Here is a 21744-nt window from a genome sequence, read left to right as displayed (position 1 = left end):
TCGCACCACCGCGTCACGGGAAAGTCTTCGCAACCACAGGCGGAGGACGCGCAGTTCGCGTTCTCAGTGAGGAGTCCGGCATGACCCGCATCAGGAAGTTCGCCATCGGACTGGCGCTGGCCACCGCACTGGTGGGGGCCGGCGCGGGCGCCGCCCAGGCGGACCACCACAGCAGCAGCTACCCGGGGGGCGGCACCCTCTCCGCCGTCCGTTAACTCCGGCGCGCCACCGGCCGGACGCCGTGAGCGTCGCGGGCGACTCCCATCAACGGGAGTCGCCCGCAGGCGTTTATCGCCTGTTTATTGCAGCCTGACATGCTCATCGAGTCCGGCCGCACAGGGGTGCGCGGCCGGGCCTCCCCGGTGGGCCTGTGCGGCGACGACGGGGGAGTCGCCGGACAGGTATTCCGAGCGGATGGTCCGGGCGGCGCGGAGGGGGCGCCGTCCGGACGGGAACCGCGAGGAACACCATCGCATCGGCCGCCAGTGAGGGCTGGCGGCCGATGCCCGGCCCACGGCCGCCCCGGCCGCCCCCGAGTCCCGCCCTCCGAGTGCCCTCGGTGAGCCGGCGGTTGACGCCCGTCAGTCGCGTTCGTCCCGCTCGGTCGCCTTGGCCCGGACGTGGATGCGCTCGCCCTGGTTGCCGAAGATGCTGAGTATCTCCGCCGGTTGGGGCCCCGGGTTGCTGAACGCGTGCGGCACCCGGGTGTCGAACTCCGCGGCCTCCCCCGCCCGCAGCGACAACACCCGCTCGCCCAGCACGAGTTCCACCCGGCCGGCGAGCACGTAGAACCAGTCGAAGCCCTCGTGGGTGCGCAGCTCGGGCCGCCGCCCCTCGGGGCCGCAGCCGAAGCCCGGCGGCAGGATCTGCTTGTAGGCGTGCAGGCCGCCCAGGTAGCGGGTGAGCGGCACGAAGGTCTGGCCGTGCCGGACGAAGGGGCGCGGGTGGACCCGCGGGTCCCCGGTGGTGGGCGCGTCCACCAGCTCGTCCAGCTGCACCCGGTAGGCGCGGGCCAACGGCAGCAGCAGCTCCAGCGTCGGGCGGCGCTGGCCGGACTCCAGCCGGGAGAGGGTGCTCACCGAGATCCCGGTCTGCTCGCTCAGGGTGGCCAGCGTCACGTCCCGCTCCTGCCGCAGCGCGCGCAGCCGGGGGCCGACGCCGGTGAGCACCCGGGACAGCTCGGCCGCCGGATCGCGCGGCTCGGGCCCGCCGCCGGCCGCCGGGCCGGTACTCCGCTCGCGTTCACTCATGTCCCCATCATGGCCCGCCTCCGCCAGCTTTTGCCAGCTCGGCAAGAAGCTTTGCCGATCGGCCGCGCGATGCCGCATCGTCGGCCGTGGTGGGACCGCCGGGCCCCGCCGCCACCCGTTCCCTCCGCCCGTTCTCCCCGGTTCCCCCCTTTCCCGTACTTCCCGTACCTCCCGTACCTCCCGTACCTCCCGTACCTCCCGTGAAGGAGACAGCGAGATGACCCAACAGGCACCGGGGCGCTCAGCCCCGCACGGACCGACCGACCGGTACGACGTGGCCGTGATCGGCGGCGGCCCCGCCGGGCTGAGCGGCGCCCTGGCGCTGGCCAGGGCCCGCCGCTCGGTCCTGGTGCTCGACGCCGGGCAGCCGCGCAACGCCCCGGCCGCCCACGCCCACAACTACCTGACCAGGGACGGCGTCCCGCCGCAGGAGATCCTGGCCGCCGGCCGGGCCGAGGTGCTGCGCTACGGCGCCGAGATCCGCGACACCGCGGTGGTCGCCGCCGAGCCCGACCCGGCGGCGGCCGACGCCGCCGGCCCGGCCGCCGGGTTCCGGCTGACGCTGGCCGACGGCCGGGCCGTCAGCGCCCGCCGGCTGCTGGTCGCCACCGGCCTGGTCGACGAGCTGCCCGCGGTGCCGGGGCTCGCCGCGCACTGGGGCAGCACCGTGCTGCACTGCCCCTACTGCCACGGCTGGGAGGTCCGTGACCAGCCCGTCGCCATCCTCGGCACCGGCCGGCTCGCCGTCCACCAGGCGTTGCTGTGGCGTCAGTGGACCGCGGACCTGACCCTGGTCACGCACGCCGGCCCCGACCTCACCGCGGAGGACCGGCGCAAGCTGGCCGCCCGGGGCGTCACCGTCGTCGCAGGACCGGTCGCCGGCGTCACCACCGACCCGGCCGGCACCCTCGACGGGCTGGCGCTGGCCGACGGCCGAACCGTCGACTGCCGGGCCGTGGTGGTCGCGTCCCGCGCCACGGCCCGGATCGAGGCGCTGGCCGGGCTGGGCCTGACCGCCACCGAGGTGCGCTGGGAGGACGAGGTCATGGGCAGCCAGCTCGCCACCGACCCGACCGGCCGCAGCACCGAGGTGCCGGGCGTCTGGGTCGCCGGCAACGCGGCCAGCGTCGCCGACCAGGTCGTCGCCGCCGCGGCGGCCGGGGTCAGGGCCGGCGCCATGATCAACATGGACCTGGTCGAGGAAGAGACGGCCGCCGCCCTGGCCGCCGCCCCCGCCGCCTGACCCGCGCCCCCACCCCACCCGCACCGCACCGCACCGCACCGTCCAGGAGCCGCCATGCACCAGCACCAGCACCAGGAACCCCGGCCGGACGCCGAGGAGATCCCCGACACCCGCTACTGGGACGACCGGTACGCCGGCGTCCGACACCTGTGGAGCGGCCAGCCCAACACGGTGCTGGCCCGCGAGACCGCCGAACTCACCCCCGGCGCCGCACTCGACCTGGGCTGCGGCGAGGGCGGCGACGCCATCCACCTGGCCCGCCTCGGCTGGCGGGTCACCGCCGTCGACGTCTCGGCGGTGGCCCTGGAACGGGCCGCCGGGCACGCGGCGGAGGCCGGCGTCGCCGACCGGATCGACTGGCAGCGCCACGACCTGGCGGAGACCTTCCCGACCGGCGCCTACGACCTGGTCACCGCCCAGTTCCTGCACTTCAGGGACGGCACGCTCAGCCCGCGGGTGCTGCGCGCCGCGGCGGCCGCCGTCGCCCCCGGTGGCACGCTGCTGATCGAGGCCCACGGCGGGATGCCCCCGTGGCAGCGGGAACTCGCCGCCGGCCTGTCCTTCCCCACCCCCGAGGAGACCGTCGCCGCCCTGGAGCTGGCGCCCGACGAGTGGCGGGTGCTGCGCGCCGAACGGCATCCGCGCGAGCAGCGCCACCCGGAGACCGGCGAGCTGGTCACCCGCACCGACCAGACCGTTCTGGCCCGCCGCACCGCCGTCGACGCCCCCCGTTAGGGCCGCCGCCGGGCCAGGGCCGGGCGAATCCCGGCCGGGGCCGGGTGAGCGGTGGGCGGCCGCTTGCCCCCGGGCGGGGGCGGCGCCATGATCGTGGCTTCCGGTGGCCCGGGGTTCGCTCGGCGTCACGAGGACGGGGGGAGTACGGGTGATGGAGCCGTTGGCCGCGGACGACCCACGCGAGGTCGGGGGCTACCGGCTGGTGGGCCGGCTGGGCGCGGGCGGCATGGGCCAGGTCTATCTGGGGCGGTCGGCCACCGGCCGGTACGTGGCGCTGAAGCGCATCCACCCCTGGCTGGTGGCCGCCCCCGGGTTCCGGGACCGCTTCGCCCGGGAGATCCGCGCCTCCTGGCTGGTCACCGGGCCCGGCACGGTCCGGGTGGTGGCGGCCGACGCCGAGGCGGCGAGCCCGTGGCTGGCCTCGGCCTACGTGCCGAGCCCCACCCTGGGCGAGGTGTTGGCGGAACGGGGCGCGCTGCCCGAGGAGACGGTGTGGCGGCTGCTGGTCGGCCTGGCCGGGGCGCTGGCCGAGGTGCACGGGCACCAGGTGGTGCACCGGGACCTGAAGCCGACCAACGTGCTGCTCTCCCAGGCCGGGCCGCTGCTGATCGACTTCGGCATCGCCCGGGCCATCGACGAGACCGGCCAGACCGGCACCGGGCTCGCCGTCGGCTCCGCCGGCTACATGGGTCCCGAGCAGGCCATGGGCAAGCCGGTGACGTCGGCGGCCGACGTGTTCTCGCTCGGCGCGCTGCTGGTGCACGCGGCGACCGGGCGCCCGCCGTTCGGCACCGGCCAGGCGCCCGAGCTGCTCTACCGGGTGGTGCACGAGGAGCCCGACCTGGCCGGGCTGTCCCCGGCGCTGACCACCGTGGCCCGCGGCTGCCTGGCCAAACAGCCGGGCCAGCGCTGGTCGTTGGAGCGGCTGCGGGCGTTCGCCGCCGAGCACGACACGGCGGGGCGGGACTGGCTGCCAGGGCGGGTCAGCGCCGAGATCGCCCGCCGCGCCGAGCACCTGCTGAGCCTCCCGGAACAGCCCCCGGAGCCCGGGGCGGCGGACGGGGACGGCGCCGCCGCGTCGTCCGAGGCGCCCACCGTGGTCGCCCCGCCGATGCCGCCGCACCCCCCGACCCAGGTGCAGCCGGCGGCCGGCGGACCGGCCGCGGACCGCCCCGCCACCCTGCTCGTCCTCTGGCGGGCCTGGGTGCGCTGGCGCCGCCGGGCGGCGCGCGAGCGGCGGGCGAAGCCGGCCAACCGCCGTGCCCCGGTCGGGGCGTTGGCTCCCTGGGTGAGTGACCGGGGGCTCGGCCGGCTGGCGCTCAGCCTGTGGGGCCTGGTGCCGATGCTGCCGCTAACGTTCATGGCGCCCACCATGCGCGAACTCGTCGACCGCTACCCGGAGAACCCGGACGACATCGCCTTCGGCGGGCTCTCCGCGTGGGCCCTGCGCACCGACTGGTTCCTCGTCTGGCCGTGGGTGCTGGGGGCGGCGCTGCTGATCCTGTCGTTCGCCCGGGCCCGGCTGGCCGGCTACCCGGAGCCGACCGTGCGGGTCTGGGTCGGGTTGACCGCCGCGTTCTGGCTGACCTGGGCCGGCACGGTCGCGGTGTGCTTCGCCTGGTTCCTCGGCCTGGACGAGGGGCTGCACGAGGACCGGTTCCTGGACGGGGCGTCCCCCGCCTATGTGGCGCTCTACGCCGCGGTGGCGGCCGGCCTGGCCGGCGCCGCGCTGTCGACGCCGTTCGTCCTGTTCACCGCGGCGCGGCGGCTGAACCAGGCGTCGATCCGCGCGATCCGCGGCGGTCGCGGCGCGGCCGCCAGCCGCTGACCTGCCGGCCCACCAGCCGGTGAACCCGCCCGGCTGGTCGCCGAGTTGACGGCTTCCGGGCGGCGGCTGTTACACCGCTGAGGAGAGAAGTTCGCGAACCGTTCGCTCTGGTTCCCCAGGATCGGGGTCCCCGATCCGGCCGGGAGACGGGGTGGACGGAGGCTGGGCACATGGCGTTGACGGAACGGGCGGAGGCGGGCCCCCTCGCCGCCGATGACCCGGAACGGATCGGCCCCTACCGGTTGTTGGGCCGACTCGGCACGGGGGGCGGTCTGGGCCAGCTCTATCTGGGGCAGGGGCCGGACGCCCGGCCGGTCGCGGTCCGGGCGATAGCCAGCCGGTTCGCCGCCGACCCGGCCTTGGTCGACCGGCTGCGGGCCGCGCTGAGCGCCGCGGGGAACATCGAGGGGCCGCTCGTCGTCCCCGTCCACGACGCGGACCTCGACGGGCCGGCGCCGTGGCTGGCCAGCGCCTTCCACGACGCCCACTCCCTGGCGCGATTCGTGGGCCAGCGGGGCCCGTTGACGCCGGAGGCCGGCTGGCGGGCGGCGGCCGGGCTGGCCGCCGCGCTGGCCTCGGCGCACGCGGCCGGCGTGCCGCACGGCGCGCTACGGCCGTCGAACGTGCTGCTGACGCCGGACGGCCCCCGGCTGACCGAGGTCGGCACCGCCCACGCGCGGCACCCGGGCGGGCCCGGCGGCGCCCCGGACGAGGCGGCGCTGGGCGACCCGGACTACCTCTGCCCGGAGTCGGTGCTCGGCGAGCCGGCGGGGCCGGCCGCCGACCTGTACGCCCTGGGCGCGGTGCTGCACTTCGCGGCGACCGGCCGGACGCCCTTCGGCTTCGACGCGGGCCGGGGCCGGATGAGTGCCTTCGAACGGGCCGCCGCCTACCAGCGGATCGTGCGGGAGACGCCGGACCTGTCGGCCGTCCAGGACCCAGGGCTGCGGGCGCTGATCGCCGACTGCCTGGCCAAGGAGCCCGCCGAACGGCCCACCGCGGCCGCCCTGTTGGCGCGCCTGGAGCCGGCGGCCGGGGTCGCCGCACACCCGCCGACCCAGCCCGCAACGCCGCCACCGGCCGCGGCACCCACCACCCCGCCGCCACCACCGGCCGCGGCGCCCGCCACGCCGCCGCCGGCCGGCGCACCGGCCGGGCCCAAGCTGCCCACCGTGTCCGCGCCGCCGGCCACTCCCCCGCCCCCGCCTACCCCGCCGACCCCACCGGCCGGGTCGGGCGGCCGGCGGCCGACCCGGCGGACCTGGTTCGCCGGCCTGGCCGGCGTGCTCAGCCTGGCACTCGTCGCCACCCTCGTCCTGCTCCTGCGCGACACGGACGACTCCTCGACCACCGCGGCCCCCGGCGACCAGGCCGGGGAGGGGGAACAGCGGGCGCCGGGCAGCGACGGTGACACGGCCGCCGCCGGCAGGTTCGGCTTCGACTGGGGCCTGACCGTCGCCGACGTGGTGGACACCGACGACGACTTCGGCGACTTCGTCGGCCTGTGGTCCACCGAGTCCAGCGTGGTCGTCGGCACCTCGCACGGCGGCCTGACCGCCGTGGACCCGGCGACCGGCGAACGCCTGTGGACCTGGCGGACCCCGGAGGACGGCCGGCTCTGCACCATGGCCCCCGGCACCTCGGACGGCGTCGGCGCGGTGATCTACGAGAGCGCCCGGGGCACGGCGGGCACCATGGAGCGGTGCGACCGGCTCCAGACCATCGACCTGGCCACCGGCGAGGCCCGCTGGGCGGAGCCGACCCCGCTGCGCGACGAGGGCATGACCGGCGCGCCGACCCCGCTCAACGGGCAGGCGCTGTCCATCGGCGACGGCTTCGTCACCGCCCCCTACGGCGAGGGGGACCCCGGCCAGGACATCGACTTCGGCCCCACCGACCTGCTGGTCGCCGACCTGGCCACCGGCGAACCCCGGTGGCGCACCGCGTACGACGGAGCGCCGGAGGCCGACGGCTGCGCGCTGGTCGGCGAGGCGCTCGCGATGCGGGACCGGGTCTACGCGGTCGGTGCCTGCGACGGCGGCGACGTTCCCCAACTGCTGTCCCTGGAGGGCGAGTCCGGCGCACCCGAGCGGGTGGCCGAGCTGGCCGGCTGCGTGCACTCGACGGACGTCCCGACCAGCGCGCTGCTCACCACCAACGGCGACCACCTGGTGATCGGCTGCCAGCCGCTGACGGGCGAGGCGGTGCTGCACACGCTGTCCGCCGACACCGGCGCGCTGCTCCCGGTCACCGTCGGGCCGTTCGCCGAGCGCCGGGTGAACGAGGACTTCGCCACCGTGTCGCCGCCCACCAGCGTGCTGCTGCGTGGCGACACCCTGTACCTGCCGCAGGCCCCGGCGGGCGCGGAGGCCGGCCCCACCAGCGACGGGGTCGTCGCGGTGAACCTCACCGACGGGACCGAGCTGTGGCGGGTGTTCCGCTCGGGCGCCGAGCGGGTGCGGCTGCTGGGCGGCACCGAGACGGAGGTGGAGATCCTCGCCGACGGCGGGCAGTTGCCGGCCACCGTGTACACCGAGAACGAGACCGCCGCCCCGAGCCACCGGAACACCCTTGACGAGAACCAGCGCGCCCTCCTGGAGAACACCGGTCCCGAGGTGCTGAGCGCCCGGATCGGGGACCGCCTGGTCCTGGCCTTCGCCGGCGCGTCCAGCCCGCAGGACCCGGTGCTGGCCATGCTGGACACGGGCGGTGCCAACCCCAAGTAGCCGCGGGCGGACAGCGGCGCCCGGCGACTGTCAGTGGGCCGTGGTGTGCTGGTGGCCCGAGCCGACCCCGGCTCGGGCCACCAGTAGGAAGGACCTCGCCGCATGCCAGGAAAGCTCGTCTACTCGGCCATCACCTCCCTGGACGGCTACCTGACCGACCCGCAGGGCGCCTACGGCTGGAGCGCCCCGGACGAGGAGGTGCTCGCCTTCGTCAACACGGTGGAACGGCCGGTCGGCACCTACCTGTTGGGGCGCCGGATGTACGGCGAGTCCACGTACTGGGAGACGGCGGCCGACGAGCCCGGGCTCTCCCCGGCGAACCAGGAGTTCGCCCGGATCTGGCTCGCCGCCGACAAGATCGTCTACTCCCGCACCCTGCCGGCCGTGCACACCGCCCGCACCCGGCTTGAGCGGGAGTTCGACCCGGCCGCGGTGCGGAAGTTGAAGGCCGAGGCCACGGCGGACCTCTCGGTCTCCGGGCCGACCCTGGCCGCCCCGGCGCTGGCCGCCGGGCTGGTGGACGAGTGCCACCTCTTCCTCAACCCGGTCACCGTCGGTGGCGGGCTGCCCGCCTTCCCCCGCCAGCCGGGGTTGCGCCTGCGGCTGCTCGACCAGCACCGGTTCGGCAGCGGGGTGGTCCATCTCCACTACGCGGTGCTTCCGCCGGCCGACGCCGAGCCGCCGGGGGCCTGACCGGCACGACGGCGGGCCCGGTGCCGGCGGTGCTGAACCCGTGGCGGGCCGGGCCGCCGGCCGGCGCGGCCCGGCCGGCGGTGGGCGCGTGGCGTGCGCGCCGCGCGCCCCGGGCTCGGCCGGCCGCCCCGCCGGCCGGCAGTTCCGGCCCGGGCGAGCCCCGGCGCGCCCGCCGGCGCGAGCCGGGCGGCACGCGCCGCCGGCCCCGCGGGGGTCACTCCAGGAAGACGGTGACCGCCAGCGGCAGGTGGTCAGAGGCGTTGGTGTCGATCAGCTCGAAGTCGCCGAACGCCACCTCGGGCGCCCCGAAGATCCAGTCCACCCGGCGCGGCGGCGCCACCGCGGTGTCCAGGCCCGGGTCGCCGGCCTCGTCCTGGGCGCTGTGCAGCCCGGTGGCCCGGATGGTCTCGATCTCCGCCGTGTCGGGGCGGGCGTTGAGGTCGCCGGCCAGCACCGCCGTCGGGTCACCGACGACCTGCTCCAGCACGGGTTCGAGCTGGGCCAGCCGGGGCCCGGGCGCCGCCCCGCCGTGCAGATGGGTGCCGACGATCCGGGCGGTCTCCCCGTCCGTGAGGCGGACCGTGACCGCCGCGTAGGAGCGGTCCATGTCGCCGCCGGCGCGCGGCAGTTCGCCGGTCTCGGCGGCGACCACCGGGAGGCTGGTGAGGATCAGGTTGCCGAACCTGTCGTCGGCGGCCGGCGCCCACACCGCGGTCACGTCCAGCCGCCGCTCCAGGAAGGTCACCAGGTCGAGGCCGCCGGCGAGCGGCTGACCGCGCGGCACCTCCTGGAGGACCACCACCTGGGCGCCGGAGTCCCGGATCACCGCGTGTAGCGCGTCCGGTGCGAGCTGCCCGTTCTGGTTGACGGCCGAGTGGACGTTCCAGGTCAGCAGCCGGTACATGCCGCCGGCGGTGTCCGTGGGCAGCGGTTCGGGCCCGGCGCGCAGCGCGCCGGCCAGCGGCGGCCAGGCCAGCAGCAGCACCGCCACCACCACCGGGGTGAAGGCGCGGGCCAGCGGCGGCGGGGTGGCGGCCCAGGCCGCCGGCCCGGCCAGCGCGAGCGCCAGCAGCAGCGCGGCCAGCCAGGGCAGCACCCGGTGCTCGTGGGCCAGCGCGAGCAGCACACAGCCCAGGCCGGTGCCGAGCCCGGCCAGCGCCAGGTCGAACTGCGGGCCGTGGCCGAAGCCCATCGGCACCGCCAGCGCCCGGCGCAGCACCGTGGGCAGCACCGCCAGGCCGAGCAGCGCGGCGGGCGCCACCAGCGGCGCCGGCCCCAGCGCGGTCAGCACGGTGGCCAGCGGCAGCGCGCCCGGCAGCGCCCAGCGGGTCAGGCCGGCCAGCCGGGCCGGCTCGGGCAGCGAGAGCAGCGCCAGCCCGGCGACCGCGCCGGCCGCCAGCCAGAGCCCGGCGACGGTCAGCGGCAGGTCGCCGGCGGCCGCGACCGCGCCGGGGGTGGCGAACACCATCGTGTAGAGGGCGAAGACCGGGCCCAGCACAGCCAGTTGGGCGCCGCCGGCGGGCCGGGCCAGTCGTTCCGCCTGGGCCGCCGTGGCCAGCCGGCCGAGCAGCGCGACCAGCGCCAGCACCAGCAGCCAGCCCAGCACGCCGCCCCGCCAGATCAGGTCCAGCAGGTCGAGCGGGAGGCGCAGCGCCAGGTCGGCGGCGACCGCCAGGGCGATGGCCCGGGCGGCGCGGCCGGGGCCGGCCGCCGTGTCGCCCATGTCGCGGCGCACCACCAGCACCAGCGCGAGCACCGCCACCGCCAGCGCGAAGCCGACCAGCGGCGCCGAGCGGCCCACCGGGAACTGCACCAGCAGCCGGGCCCCGGCCAGCACACCGACCGCCACCGTCAGGCCCTGCCGGGAGCCGAGCCACCAGGTCAACGGCCCGGCCAGGCAGGCCAACGCGGGCACGGCGGCCACCGCGAGGGTGCCGGCCCCGCCCAGCACGGTGCCCCCCAGCCGCAGCAGTTCCAGGGTGACCAGGGCGACGACGGCGGTGAGCAGGGGCAGCGGACGCGCGACGGGGCTCATGGCCGGTGAGGTTAGTGCCCGCATCCGGGGTGCGTCCGTTCGGGGTGCGGGCCGGGACGGCTGGACGTAGCGTCGAAGTACGAGCCAGATCAGACAGTCGTGCCTAGGGAGGCTCGTCATGGTGCGTAACACTCTCGGAGCGGTCCTCGCTCTGATAGCCGCGATCGTTGGTATCGGCAGCGTGTTCTTCAACTGGTACGGAGGACGCGACGGCCGCTACTACCGATGGTGGGATCTCTTCAACGGGGCGGGCGTCACGGGAGGGAACGCGGCCCTGTTCGCGGGTCTCTTCCTTCCGATGCTGGTGGCGGCGGCGCTCGCCGTGGCCGGCATCCTGCTGCGGTCGCGACTGCTGACCGCGCTGTCCGGGGCGGCGATCCTCGGCTTCACCATCCTGTGGATGGTGCGCCAGTACAACGTCGCCGACAGTCTGACCGTGGGCGCCGGCGGCATGAAGTGGGCGGCGCTGGCAGGCCTCGGCTCCGGGCTGCTGATGCTGTACGCGGCCTCCACGATGGCCGGCCGACATCTCGCCGAGCGCGGCATGCGTGGGCATCGCCACGATGAGCACGAACACCGGGGCGGCGAGGTGCGGCAGGGCCCGTGGCGCAAGCGCCACGAGGAACACGCGGCACACGGTGAGCACGAGGAGCACGGCCGGCGCGACGTCGCCTAGCCGAGCCCTCAGCTGACCGGAACGCGCGCCACCGCCGCCCCCGCCAGGGGGACGGCGGTGCGTCGCGCGCGGCGGCCGGTCAGGACTGGCGGGTGCCGCGGGCCGCGTCCAGCGCGTAGACGCAGTGGTCCTTGCTGCAGGCGAAGACCATGCCGTCGGCGGCGGCCGGGGTGCCCGTGATGGCGCCGCCGGTCTCCAGCTTCCAGCTGAGCCGGCCGCTGACCGCGTCCAGCGTGTAGAGGCAGTGGTCCTCGGAGCCGAAGTGCAGCCGGCCGTCCCGCACCACGGGCGAGCCGACGATCGCCTCGCCGGCGGCGAACCGCCAGCGCGGGGTGCCACTGACCGCGTCCAGCGTGTACATCGCGGTGCCGCTGCCCAGGTGGACCATGCCGTCCGAGACCAGCACCGGCTCCGTGGACTGGCGGGCCTCCGTGGCGATCCGCCAGCGGTCGTCGCCGGTGGCCAGCTCCAGGGCGTAGACCGTGCCCAGGTAGTCGGTGAAGTAGATGCCGGCGTCCCGGCCGCCGGCCGGCTGGTACGTCGGCGGGCAGAGGATCGCGGCCGGCGCGTCGAACCGCCAGCGCTCCCCGCCGGAGGCGGCGTCCAGCGCGAGCACCCGGGAGCCGGCACAGACGTAGACCGTGCCGTCGTCGGCCGGGGTGACCCGGACGGGCACCCCGCCGGTGACCGAGGTGTCCCCGACCGGGTAACGCCACAGCTCGGCGCCGGAGCGGGCCTGGAGGGCGTAGAGCTGGCCCTCGCCCCAGGCGTAGACCACGCCGTCCCGCAGCACCGGCACCGCGTCCTGCGTCTCGAAGTCGCTCTGCGCGCCGGTCAGCTCCCACAGCTGCTCGCCGCTGCCCGCCTCCCAGGCGGTGACCAGGCCGCCCCTGGAGGCGGTGAGCACCGTGCCGCGCTCGGCGCGCAGCCCGTAGATCCAGCCGTCCGTGGTGACCCGCCAGCGGTCCGAGCCGTCGGCGGCGTCCAGGGCGTACAGGGTGGGGCCGTCCGAGGCGAGCACCAGACCGCCGCTGACCGCCATCGACCAGGCGACCTCCCGGGTCCTGAACCGGCGGCGGCCGCTGGCCACGTCCAGCGCGTGCACCTCGAGCGAGGTGACGTAGAGCGCGTCCCCGAAGACCGTGGGCGAGCCCCACAGGTCGTTGCTCATCCGGAACCGCCAGGGGCGCCAGCGCGGGGCGGCCCCGGCGGCGGCCTCCCGGGCGACCTGGTGGTCGGCCGTGGCACCCGGCTGGTGCATCTGGCCGGGGTGCGCCGTGTTCGGGCTGGGCACCGCCGCCTGCTGGTGCGCCGTGGGCGGCCGGCCCCACTCGGGGGGCGGCGCCTGCTGCTGCTCGGCCCGGGGCGGCGGCTGCGCCAGCGGGCGCTGCCGGACGGGCGGGCCGGTCGGCGGGCCGTCCGGGGTGGGCGGCGGGGGCGTGCTCGGCGGCGGGGGCGGCGGCATGGACGGCATCGGCGGCGCGTAGGAGTGCGGCGCGGCGGACGACGGCGGCCTGGCCTGGGAGGGCGGCGGCGGGGCGGCGGGCGGCTCCTGGCCGCCCGTCCAGGGCGGCCTCGGGGTGCTGGGGCCGCTGTTGAGCCGGCCCCGGCGGGCCTCGATCATGGCGACCGCGCCGGGCGGCAGCCAGGCGGACGCGGAGCCGCCGTCGTCGCCGGCGGCGAAGAGGTAGGGGGCGAGCTGCGCCTGGAGATCGGCCGGGGACGGGCGGTCCTCCGGCTTGTGCTCCATCAGCGACTCGATCAACGGGCGTAGCTCGTCCGGGAGTCCGGCCAGGTCGGGCCGGTCCCGCAGCAGCATGAAGACCGTCTCCACCGGGTTGCCGCCGTGGTAGGGCGGGTGGCCGGTGGCGGCGAAGACCAGGGTGGAGGCGAGCGAGAAGACGTCGCTGGCGCCGTTGACGCTGCGGGAGTCCTTGGCCTGCTCGGGCGACATGTACGCCGGCGTGCCGACCGCGACGTTGGTCATGGTGAGCCGGGTGTTGGAGACGCCGGACGCGATGCCGAAGTCGATCACCCGGGGGCCGTCCTCGACGACCAGCACGTTGGAGGGCTTGAGATCGCGGTGGACCAGGCCGGCGCCGTGGATCGACTGGAGCGCCTCGGCGATGCCGGCGGCCAGCCAGCGCACCGCCTGGGCCGGCAGCGGCCCGCACTCGGTGACGATCTCCTCCAGGGAGGGCGCGGGCACGTAGGCGGTGGCCAGCCAGGGCACGGCCGCCCGCGGGTCGGCGTCCACCACGGCCGCCGTGTAGAAGCCGCTCACCGCGCGGGCGGCCTCCACCTCCCTGGTGAACCGCACCCTGAACAGCTGGTCCTCGGCGAGCTCGCTGCGCACGGTCTTGATCGCCACCCGCCGGCCGGAAGCCGAGCGGGCCAGGTAGACCAGACCCATACCGCCGGCGCCCAGCCGTCCGAGCACCTCGAACGGCCCGATCCGCCGGGGATCGTGCTGCGTCAGCTGCCCCACCATGTGCTTGCCACCTCCCCGTCTGGGCGCTTGCGTGTCCCGCCCCCATCGCAGCATCTCATTGCCACCGGGCAGGGGCGGGCTTCCGAGACGATTCTTCCCCCCGGCACTGACAGAGCCGAACGCGGGGCATGGATCTGCTGGTATGTCCCGGATTTCCGCGTTCGCCCCACTGCATCGTCCCCAACCAACGGCCCCATTCCCCATTCGGATGCGATCAAATCGCGCCGAGATCGCGCGTCGATAAGCTGACTGGCATGACAGGAAAGGTAACGACCGTGGACGGCCGGGTAGCTGGCCGTCGCGGTCAGGCGACGCGGCAGAAGCTCCTCGACTGCCTCGCGAAAATGCTCGGCAGCTCCCCCTACCGAGACGTCAAGGTGATCGACGTAGCACGCAAAGCGGGCACTTCACCGGCCACTTTCTACCAGTACTTCCCAGATGTCGAAGCCGCCGTGCTGGAGATCGCGGAGGGCACGGTCCGGGACAGCGCCGCCCTCTCGGAGTTGGTGGCCGGCCGCTCCTGGACCGGCAGGGCGGGCAAGGAGACCGCCGACAAGCTCGTTGACGGCCTGCTCGCCTTCTGGCGCAAACACGACGCTATTCTCCGGGTCATCGACCTCGCCGCCGCCGAGGGCGACCGGCGATTCGTCCGGATCAGAACCCGGGTGCAGGGCGCCGTGGTCAAGCCGTTGACCGAGTCCATCGAGTCCCAGCTGGGGCGCGGCCGGGCCACCCCGCCGGCCGCCCCGGCCGCGTTGGCCGGTTCGCTGGTGACCATGCTGGCGGCCGTCTCCGCACAGCCCAAGAGCCTCCAGGCGTTGGGCGCCAAGCAGTCCGAACTGAAGCCGGCGCTCTCCCTGTTGGTGCACCTGGGCGTCACCGGCCGCAAGCCGGCGAAGTAGGGGAACGGGCGGCGCCGCCCGGCCCCTGTCTCCGGGACGGCGCGTCCCGAACCGCCGGTCACGCGCCGGCGCGTCGCACCGGCGGGCGGCCGGCCGCACCAGCCCCCTGCTGGGCGACGGGCCGGCTGCGTATGCTCCTGCCCATGCCGAACCCGCCCGCGCACCCGGACGCCATACCCCCGTACACGTGATCGGGGCCGGCCCCGGAGGGCTCGCCACCGCGGCCGCCCTCGCCCAACGCGGCGTGCGCGCCGTGGTGGTGGAGAAGTCTCCCGACGTGGGCGCCAGTTGGCGCGGCCACTACGAACGGCTGCGGCTGCACACCACCCGCCGCTGGTCCGGGCTGCCGGGGCTGCCGATACCCAGGTCGGCCGGCCGCTGGGTGGCCAGGGCCGACTTCGTCAGCTACCTGGAGGGGTACGCCCGGCATCATCGGCTTGATCTGGCCGCCGGCGTCGAGGTGTTCCGGATCGAACGCGCCGCGGACGAGGGCGGCTGGACACTCGCCGCGTCCGGCGGCCGCCAGCTGCGCGCCTCCGCCGTGGTGGTGGCCACCGGCTACAACCACACGCCCCGGATGCCGGACTGGCCCGGCTCGGCCGACTTCACCGGCGAGCTGCTGCACGCCCGCGGCTACCGCGAGCCCACGCCCTACCGCGACCGGAAGGTGCTGGTGGTGGGCGCCGGCAACACCGGCGCCGAGATCGCCGCCGAACTGGCCGAGTCCGGCGCCGAGCAGGTCTGGCTCTCGGTCCGCACCCCGCCGCACATCCTGCGCCGCGCCACCCTCGGCTGGCCGTCGCAGGCCAGCGCGATCCTCTGCCGGCGGCTGCCGGTCGGCCTGGTGGACCGGGCCGCACGGCCGGTGGCCCGGCTGCTGCCCGACCTGTCGGCGCACGGGCTGCCGCGCCCCGAGGCCGGCCTCTACACCCGGGTGCGGCAGGGCGCCATCCCGGTGCTCGACCGGGGCCTGGTGCGGGCGGTCAAACGCGGCCGGGTCCGGCCGGTGGCCGCGGTCGCCGCCTTCGACGGGCCGCTGGTGCGCCTGACGGACGACTCCGAGCTGGCCCCGGACGTGGTGATCGCCGCCACCGGCTACCGGCGCGGCCTGGAGCCGCTGGTCGGGCACCTGGGGCTGCTGGACGGCACCGGCCGGCCGCTGGTGCACGGCCGGGAGACCCATCCGGCCGCGCCAGGGCTGCACTTCACCGGCTACGCCAACCCGATCAGCGGCGCGTTGCGGGAACTCGGCCGGGAGGCGCCGAGGATCGCCGCCGCCATCGCCCACCACCTCACCGACCGCGCCAGGTCGGCCCGCCGCTGAACGCCGGCCGGCGGGTGCTCGTGGGCGATCAGCCGCGCCCGGCGGAGTCCGGAGCCCGCCGGGACCGCGGGCCGCGCCAGGCCGGCGTTTCCGAGTGGCCGAGCCGGGCGTCAACCTCCGCACGGCGCCGCCGCTTTCGGGCGGCCGAGCCGGGCGTCCCCTCCCCGGCGACGAGGAGGGGGCCCGCCGGGTGATCCGCACTCGCCGAGGGCACCGGCCGCCAGCGGCCGGCCTCGACGTCCCCTCGCAACGCACCACCCCGTCCCGTCCGAACCGGCCTCCACGGTTGGACGGGAACCCTTCACAGAGTCATCGAGCCAATACGCGACGTCAATAGCTGGCCGGAATCCTGCGGTTCGCCGCGGGTACCGCGTCCGGCGGCTGACCTGGGGGGGAACAGTCCACCTCGCACCAGACGCGCTTGCCCTCGCCCTCCGGCTGCCAGCCCCACCGGTCGGCCAGCACCTCGACCAACTCAAGCCCCCGGCCGTCCGTGTCGCAGCGCCCCGCCTGCCGGGGCAGCGGAGCCAGGCCGCTGCCGTCCACCACCTCCAGCCGCACCGGCCGCCCGGCGCAGCCGCGCTCGGCCCGCGCCGGCTCGGGGGGCCGCACGGCCACCCGCAACACCGCCGGGCGGCCGGTGTGCACGACGGCGTTCGTCACCAACTCGGAGACCAGCAGCACCAGGGTGTCGCCCGGCGCCGCGTCGGGGCAGGCCGGGCAGGGCAGGCCCTGCCCCACCTGCGCCCGCATCCACCTGCGGGCCCGGGCCACCTCCGCGGGCTCGGGGGCCACCTCCAGCTGTCTTTCCAGCTCCTGCACCGTTCACACCATCCGAACCGCCGGACAAAACGCCTCACACCGAGGCACAACCCCAGCTCAGGACAGCATGATTGACGGGCGAGTCGGACAACAAGCGCTTCCGGAATAATCCGGCGCAAAGGAGTAAGCGAGCCGGCCGTTGTGCGAGACGTGAAACGTTCGCTCGAACAGGAGTAAGGCAAGGCTCACAGGCGTGAGTTCGGAGTGGCCGACCGGCCGGCGGGGCGTCAGGCGGAGAGCTGCGCGCCCGTCCCGCCGACGGCGGACGCCAGGTCGGGGTGGCAGTCGAAGAGCCGGCGCACGCCCAACGCGGCCAGCACGCGGTTCACGTGCGAGCCGTCCTCCGCGCCCCTGGCCGGCAGGATCAGCCGCAACTCGCCGGCGCACGAGCGCATCAGGCGGCGCGCGCCGACCAACACGCCCACCCCGCTGGAGTCGCAGAACAGCACCTCGGAGAGGTCGAGCACCAGTCGCCGGCGCCCGTCGGCCACGGCGTCGTGCACCCGCTGGCGCACCGACGGCGAGGTCGCCAGGTCCAGCTCGCCGACGACCCGCAGCACGGTCCAGTCGCCCCGCTGCTCCGCCAGCACCCTGAGCGCCGTCATCCCGCGTCCTTCCCTGATCGCCGACCGCCCCGCATTCCATCTCCTTCTACGCGACCTGCCCACTTTCCCGATCGGCACGCGTCACAATCCGGCTCCGGGTGGACTCGCACCCGTCATCCGGCCACCGTACGCCGGACACCCACGGCGGATTCGTTGGACTCTCCGATCAACGGGTACCAAGGTCAACGCGTGGGGGCGCGCCGGAAGCGCACCGCACACTACATTTGACGTGACCGAGCAGCCGGAGGTTGTCGGCGGGCGGACGGGAATGGGGGTCGGATGGCGCACGAGACGCCGCGACACTGGGACCGGAACATGCGGGAGCGGCTGCGGCGCGGGGAGGCCGCGGCACTGGCCGAGCTGTACGACCGGTTCGCCTCCCTCGCCTACGGCATCGCCCAGCGGGTGCTGGACGACGAGGCCGCCACCGGCGCGGTCACCCGCGAGGTGTTCGGCGCCATCTGGGAGTCCCCGGAGCGGTTCGACCCCCGGCAGGGCACGATGCGGGCCTGGATCGCCGGGCAGGCGCACCAGCTGGCGGTGGCCAGGCTCCGGGAGCGGGCCGCCGGCCCCGCGGTGCGCGAGCAGGTGGCCGCGGCGGCCACCGCGGCCCGGGCGGACTACATCGTGACGGCGATGCCGGCGCCGCTGCGGGAGGCGCTGGAGCTGACCCGCTTCCAGCGGCAGGACTACCGGCAGATGGCCGAGCGGCTCGGCATCAACGAGGACGAGGCCAGGCGCCGGCTGCGGCTCGGCCTCCAGCTGCTCTCGTCGGCCGCCCAGTACGGCGCCGAGAGCGCGGACCCGACCGGCGGGCGGCCGGCGCCGCCCAGGGAGCTGGGGTCCCGGTGAACACCCCGCGCCCCGGCGGACCAGGCCCGGGCCGCGCCGGCGCGTCCGACGCGGCGGGCCCGGCCTCGGCCGGTGGTCCAGGGGAGGGCGGGCGGGACCGCGCGTGCGATCTGGCGGACGCGGCCCGGGTGCCGGTACCGCGTCGGGGGGAGGCCCAGGTGGGGGACGGTTCCCGGGAGTCCGGCCAGCCCGGTGGGCCGGACGCGCACCAGCGGGTGACGGCGCTGCTCGGCGCCTGGGCGCTGGCCGCCTGCTCGACCGGCGAGGCGCGGCTGGTCGAGGAGCACCTGGACGCGTGCGCCGGCTGCGCCGCCGAGGCGCTCCGGCTGCGGGACGCGGCGATGCTGCTGGAGCCGCGGCGCAGCCTGGACCTGGACCCGGAGCTGCGGGCCGAGGTGCTCGACGGCTGTCTGGCCAGGCGGCCGGCCCGGCTGCCGGTGCCGTCCTGGGCCGCGCCGCTGGACGCGGAGGCGGCGCGGCTGGACGCACTGCTGCACGACATGGCCGACGAGGAGTGGCGCACCGAGGTGCGGCTGCGCTGGTACGACGAGGAGACCGAGCGGGAACACCCCACCACGGTGCCCGGCGTGCTGGCCCATCTGCTGGCCTCGGACGGCCTGTTGGCGCGGACCATGGGCCTGCCCGACCCGCTGGCCGAGCTGCCGGGGCTGGCCGACGCGGACGATCCGGTGGTCCGCGCCCACGCCGTGTGGGCGCGGGACGCCGGGTCGCCGCCGGCCGATCCGAGGGCCGGCTGGGAGCCGTGGCGCGCGCAGACCAGGGCGCTGGTCTGGGCCGCCGCCCGGACCGGCGGCCGGATGGGCGAGCGCCGGGTGGCCGGCTCCGGGCACGAGCCGAGCGGGCTGCCCGCGGTCGGGGACGCCCTCTCGCTCTCCGACCTGTACCTGGACCGGGCGTTCGCCTGCTGGGTGCACGCCGGGGACATCGCGGAGGCGGTGGAGTATCCGTACGACCCGCCGTTGCGGCCCCATCTGCGACTGCTGGTCGACCTGGCGGCGCGGCGGCTGCCGGGCAGCATCGCCGGCCGGCGAAGAGCCGGCCTGGCCCGGTCCAGCCCCCGGCTGACCACCGCCGGCTCGCCGGGCCGCACCCTGCACCTGGAGGTGGAGGGCGCCGGCGGCGGGGACTGGTTCATCCCGCTGGACTCGCCGGTGGCCGGCGTCAGCCGGACCGCGGCGCGGGCCGCGGTGGCCCATGTCGCGCTGGACGACGTGGTCTTCTGCCAGCTGGCCGCGGGCCGGATCGCGCCCGATGAGGCCGCCTCGGGCACCGAGGGCGACCCGGCGATCATCCACGACGTACTCGCCGCGGCCGCCGCGCTCTCCCGACTCTGACCGCCGGGCCATGACCGGCCGACGGCTGAGCACGGGCGGCTGACCACTGGCGGCTCACGACCGACGACTGACGACCGACGCACGGTCAACTCGTCGGCGCGGGCGTCGGGTTGGCCTTTGCCGTCCGTTGCCGCGGGCTTGCACCGTTCTTGACCGGACACGAGCAAAAGTGGTCGCATGAAGATCGATCTGCGCGCCCACAAGGCCTATCTCGCCCTCACCGTGATCGCCGCCGGCACGTTGCTGACCGGTGCGGCCTCCGGCGGCCCCGCCAGCGGGGCCGAGGCACCGGCCGCCGCCGCGTCCCACCGGACCGGGGAGGCGGAGATCAGGGACCTCTTCGACGACTGGAACGCCGCCCTCGCCACCGGTGACCCGGAGACCGTCGCCGACCTGTACGCCCCCGACGCCGTCCTGGAGCCCACCCTCTCGAACGTCATACGCTCCGACCGAGCGGGCATCGTCGACTACTTCGAGCACTTCCTGCGGCAGCGGCCGGTCGGGGAGATCGACGCGTCCTACGTCGAACTGCTGGGCCGGGACGCGGCCGTCGACTCCGGCGCCTACACCTTCACCCTGACCGACCCGGAGACCGGCGAGGTCTCCGAGGTGGCCGCCCGCTACACCTTCGTCTACGAGCGGGACCGGCACTCCGACGCGTGGCGGATCGTCAACCACCACTCGTCGGCGATGCCGGAGGGCTGACCGGCCGCCGGGCGCCCCCACGGGGGCGGGCGCCCGGCCTCGGACGCCCGCTAGTCGAAGACCACGGTGCGGTGGCCGTTGAGCAGCACCCGGTGCTCGCTGTGCCACTGCACCGCGCGGGCCAGCGCCCGGCACTCGACGTCCCGGCCGACCGCGACCAGCTGGCTCGGGGTCAGCTCGTGGCCGACCCGCTCCACCTCCTGCTCGATGATCGGGCCCTCGTCCAGCTCGGCCGTCACGTAGTGCGCGGTGGCACCGATCAGCTTCACGCCCCTGGCGTGCGCCTGGTGGTACGGCTTCGCGCCCTTGAAGCTCGGCAGGAAGGAGTGGTGGATGTTGATCAGCTGGCCGGCCAGCCGCTTGCACAGGTCGTCCGAGATCACCTGCATGTAGCGGGCGAGCACGACCAGCTCGACCCGCTCCCGGTCCACGATGTCCAGCAGCGCCGCCTCGGCCTCCGCCTTGCCGTCCGCGGTGACCGGGATGTGGTGGAACGGCACCCCGTAGGAGCCGACCAGCTCGGCGAAGGTCGGGTGGTTGGAGACCACCCCGGCGATCTCGATCGGCAGCGCGCCGATCCGGGTGCGGAACAGCAGGTCGTTCAGGCAGTGGCCGAACTTGCTGACCATCAGCAGCACCCGCGTCTTCTCGTCCGCGCGGTGCAGCCGCCAGTCCATCTGGAAGGTGTCGCCCACGGCGGTGAAACTGGCCCGCAGCTTCTCCAGGGTCACCGGCGCCTGACCGGAGAAGTGCACCCGCATGAAGAACAGCCCGGTGTCGCGGTCGCCGAACTGCTGGCTGTCCTCGATGTTGCAGCCGGTCATGAAGAGGTAGCTGGACACCGCGTGGACGATCCCCGGCTTGTCCGGGCAGGACAGGGTCAGCACGAACTGCTGGCGCCCGCCGGCGTCGCCCCGTGCCGGGTCCCGGTCGGGAGAAGTGGTGGTCATGGTGGACAAGCCTGGCACACGCCGACCGGCGCCGTCAGACGATGCGGGCGGCGTCGGTCAACTCGTCCAGGGTGCGTGGCGGCACGTCCGGGTCCTCCCCGTCGGCGCCGGCCAGCCGCACGTGCGCCGCGCGGGCCGCCTGCACCGCCTCCGGCCACGCCGGGTGGCCCAGGTAGTCGGCGACCGGGGCGTCCGCCCCGACCTGGTGCATGATCCGCAGCACCCGCAGCACCGCGGCGTCCACCAGCACCGCCTCCTCGCTGTCCCGGAAGACCGCGCCGACGTACTTCTCGGCCGACCAGTTGTCCAGCCAGGTGTCCTCGACCAGCCGGTAGACCGCGTCGGTCACGTCGCCGTAGCCGGGCACCCCGGCGAGCCAGCAGTTCTGGTGGAAGACGGGATCGGAGAGCATGTGCAGCGCCGAGCGGACGTTGGCCCGCCAGCGCCACCATGGCATGTCGTTGAGCGGCATACCCGCCATGGTGGTGGAACCGCCCGGCCGACGGGAAGACCTATCCGTACCTTGCACGCCGACCGATGCTACGGGTTCGT

Annotated in this window: 19 protein-coding genes; 12 read left to right on the top strand and 7 right to left on the bottom strand. The window is 75.8% G+C overall.

Going from position 1 to position 21744, the window contains the following annotated elements; translation table 11 throughout:
* Positions 1-80 precede the first annotated feature (80 nt).
* Entirely contained in the window at positions 81-215 is a 135-nt protein-coding gene (locus RM844_RS18255; protein ID WP_311668316.1) for a hypothetical protein, read from the top strand.
* A gap of 366 nt (positions 216-581) precedes the next feature.
* Here RM844_RS18255 and RM844_RS18250 read toward each other — a convergent pair whose 3' ends face one another.
* Positions 582-1250 carry a helix-turn-helix domain-containing protein gene (locus tag RM844_RS18250; RefSeq protein WP_311668315.1) on the bottom strand — a complete coding sequence of 223 codons (669 nt, stop codon included), beginning with the start codon at positions 1248-1250 and terminating at the stop codon, positions 582-584.
* A 217-nt stretch (positions 1251-1467) separates the two neighbouring features.
* Here RM844_RS18250 and RM844_RS18245 point away from each other — a divergent pair, with 217 nt between their 5' ends.
* The 5 genes from RM844_RS18245 (at position 1468) to RM844_RS18225 (ending at position 8475) form a co-directional block, all read left to right on the top strand.
* The gene (locus tag RM844_RS18245) at positions 1468-2493 is read left to right on the top strand and encodes an NAD(P)/FAD-dependent oxidoreductase (RefSeq protein WP_311668314.1); all 1026 of its coding nucleotides are present in this window, start codon (positions 1468-1470) and stop codon (positions 2491-2493) included.
* Positions 2494-2547: 54 nt separating this feature from the next.
* Positions 2548-3228 (top strand): SAM-dependent methyltransferase, encoded by a 681-nt coding sequence (locus RM844_RS18240; RefSeq protein ID WP_311668313.1) that lies wholly within the window; start codon positions 2548-2550, stop codon positions 3226-3228.
* Positions 3229-3379: 151 nt separating this feature from the next.
* Entirely contained in the window at positions 3380-5056 is a 1677-nt protein-coding gene (locus RM844_RS18235; protein WP_311668435.1) for a serine/threonine-protein kinase, read from the top strand.
* Between the two features lie 170 nt (positions 5057-5226).
* Positions 5227-7782: a protein kinase domain-containing protein gene (locus tag RM844_RS18230; protein ID WP_311668312.1), complete on the top strand. Its 2556-nt coding sequence runs from the start codon at positions 5227-5229 to the stop codon at positions 7780-7782.
* A 102-nt stretch (positions 7783-7884) separates the two neighbouring features.
* A complete protein-coding gene (locus RM844_RS18225) occupies positions 7885-8475 on the top strand; it encodes a dihydrofolate reductase family protein (protein WP_311668311.1) in 591 nt (196 codons plus the stop codon).
* Between the two features lie 214 nt (positions 8476-8689).
* On the opposite strand, the gene RM844_RS18220 is transcribed toward RM844_RS18225, so the two are convergent.
* Entirely contained in the window at positions 8690-10510 is a 1821-nt protein-coding gene (locus RM844_RS18220) for an endonuclease/exonuclease/phosphatase family protein (RefSeq protein ID WP_311668310.1), read from the bottom strand.
* A 118-nt stretch (positions 10511-10628) separates the two neighbouring features.
* Here RM844_RS18220 and RM844_RS18215 point away from each other — a divergent pair, with 118 nt between their 5' ends.
* On the top strand, positions 10629-11186 hold the full coding sequence (locus RM844_RS18215) for a hypothetical protein (protein WP_311668309.1): 558 nt from the start codon (positions 10629-10631) through the stop codon (positions 11184-11186).
* 79 nt (positions 11187-11265) lie between these two features.
* Here RM844_RS18215 and RM844_RS18210 read toward each other — a convergent pair whose 3' ends face one another.
* A complete protein-coding gene (locus tag RM844_RS18210; protein ID WP_311668308.1) occupies positions 11266-13677 on the bottom strand; it encodes a serine/threonine-protein kinase in 2412 nt (803 codons plus the stop codon).
* 254 nt (positions 13678-13931) lie between these two features.
* Between RM844_RS18210 and RM844_RS18205 the strand changes: the two genes are divergently transcribed.
* The gene (locus RM844_RS18205; RefSeq protein ID WP_311668307.1) at positions 13932-14579 is read left to right on the top strand and encodes a TetR family transcriptional regulator; all 648 of its coding nucleotides are present in this window, start codon (positions 13932-13934) and stop codon (positions 14577-14579) included.
* Between the two features lie 109 nt (positions 14580-14688).
* A complete protein-coding gene (locus tag RM844_RS18200; RefSeq protein ID WP_394814545.1) occupies positions 14689-15903 on the top strand; it encodes a flavin-containing monooxygenase in 1215 nt (404 codons plus the stop codon).
* Positions 15904-16233: 330 nt separating this feature from the next.
* Here the strand turns inward: RM844_RS18200 and RM844_RS18195 are convergent, their stop codons facing one another.
* Both RM844_RS18195 and RM844_RS18190 read right to left on the bottom strand, forming a co-directional pair.
* Positions 16234-16725 carry an ATP-binding protein gene (locus RM844_RS18195; RefSeq protein WP_311668305.1) on the bottom strand — a complete coding sequence of 164 codons (492 nt, stop codon included), beginning with the start codon at positions 16723-16725 and terminating at the stop codon, positions 16234-16236.
* A 227-nt stretch (positions 16726-16952) separates the two neighbouring features.
* Positions 16953-17330 carry an STAS domain-containing protein gene (locus RM844_RS18190; RefSeq protein ID WP_311668304.1) on the bottom strand — a complete coding sequence of 126 codons (378 nt, stop codon included), beginning with the start codon at positions 17328-17330 and terminating at the stop codon, positions 16953-16955.
* 279 nt (positions 17331-17609) lie between these two features.
* On the opposite strand from RM844_RS18190, the gene RM844_RS18185 reads away from it, so the two are divergent.
* The 3 genes from RM844_RS18185 to RM844_RS18175 all read left to right on the top strand — a co-directional run bounded on the left by RM844_RS18185 (position 17610) and on the right by RM844_RS18175 (position 20242).
* Entirely contained in the window at positions 17610-18182 is a 573-nt protein-coding gene (locus RM844_RS18185) for a sigma factor (RefSeq protein WP_311668303.1), read from the top strand.
* Positions 18183-18340: 158 nt separating this feature from the next.
* On the top strand, positions 18341-19537 hold the full coding sequence (locus tag RM844_RS18180; RefSeq protein ID WP_311668302.1) for a zf-HC2 domain-containing protein: 1197 nt from the start codon (positions 18341-18343) through the stop codon (positions 19535-19537).
* Positions 19538-19714: 177 nt separating this feature from the next.
* Complete coding sequence (locus RM844_RS18175) at positions 19715-20242, top strand: SgcJ/EcaC family oxidoreductase (RefSeq protein WP_311668301.1); 528 nt, start codon at positions 19715-19717, stop codon at positions 20240-20242.
* A 50-nt stretch (positions 20243-20292) separates the two neighbouring features.
* Here the strand turns inward: RM844_RS18175 and purU are convergent, their stop codons facing one another.
* Together purU and RM844_RS18165 are read right to left on the bottom strand one after the other, a co-directional pair.
* Positions 20293-21192, bottom strand: coding sequence for a formyltetrahydrofolate deformylase (gene purU, locus RM844_RS18170; protein ID WP_311668300.1), 900 nt, complete (start codon positions 21190-21192; stop codon positions 20293-20295).
* 34 nt (positions 21193-21226) lie between these two features.
* Positions 21227-21673, bottom strand: a complete 447-nt coding sequence (locus tag RM844_RS18165) for an SCO4402 family protein (protein WP_311668299.1) — start codon at positions 21671-21673, stop codon at positions 21227-21229.
* Between the last annotated feature and the right edge of the window lie 71 nt (positions 21674-21744).

It is taken from the genome of Streptomyces chisholmiae (assembly GCF_031845445.1).
Taxonomy (GTDB): Bacteria; Actinomycetota; Actinomycetes; order Streptomycetales; family Streptomycetaceae; genus Streptomyces; species Streptomyces chisholmiae.
The sequence above is the reverse complement of the archived record's forward strand: the minus strand, read 5'-3'. Positions and strand labels throughout refer to the sequence as shown.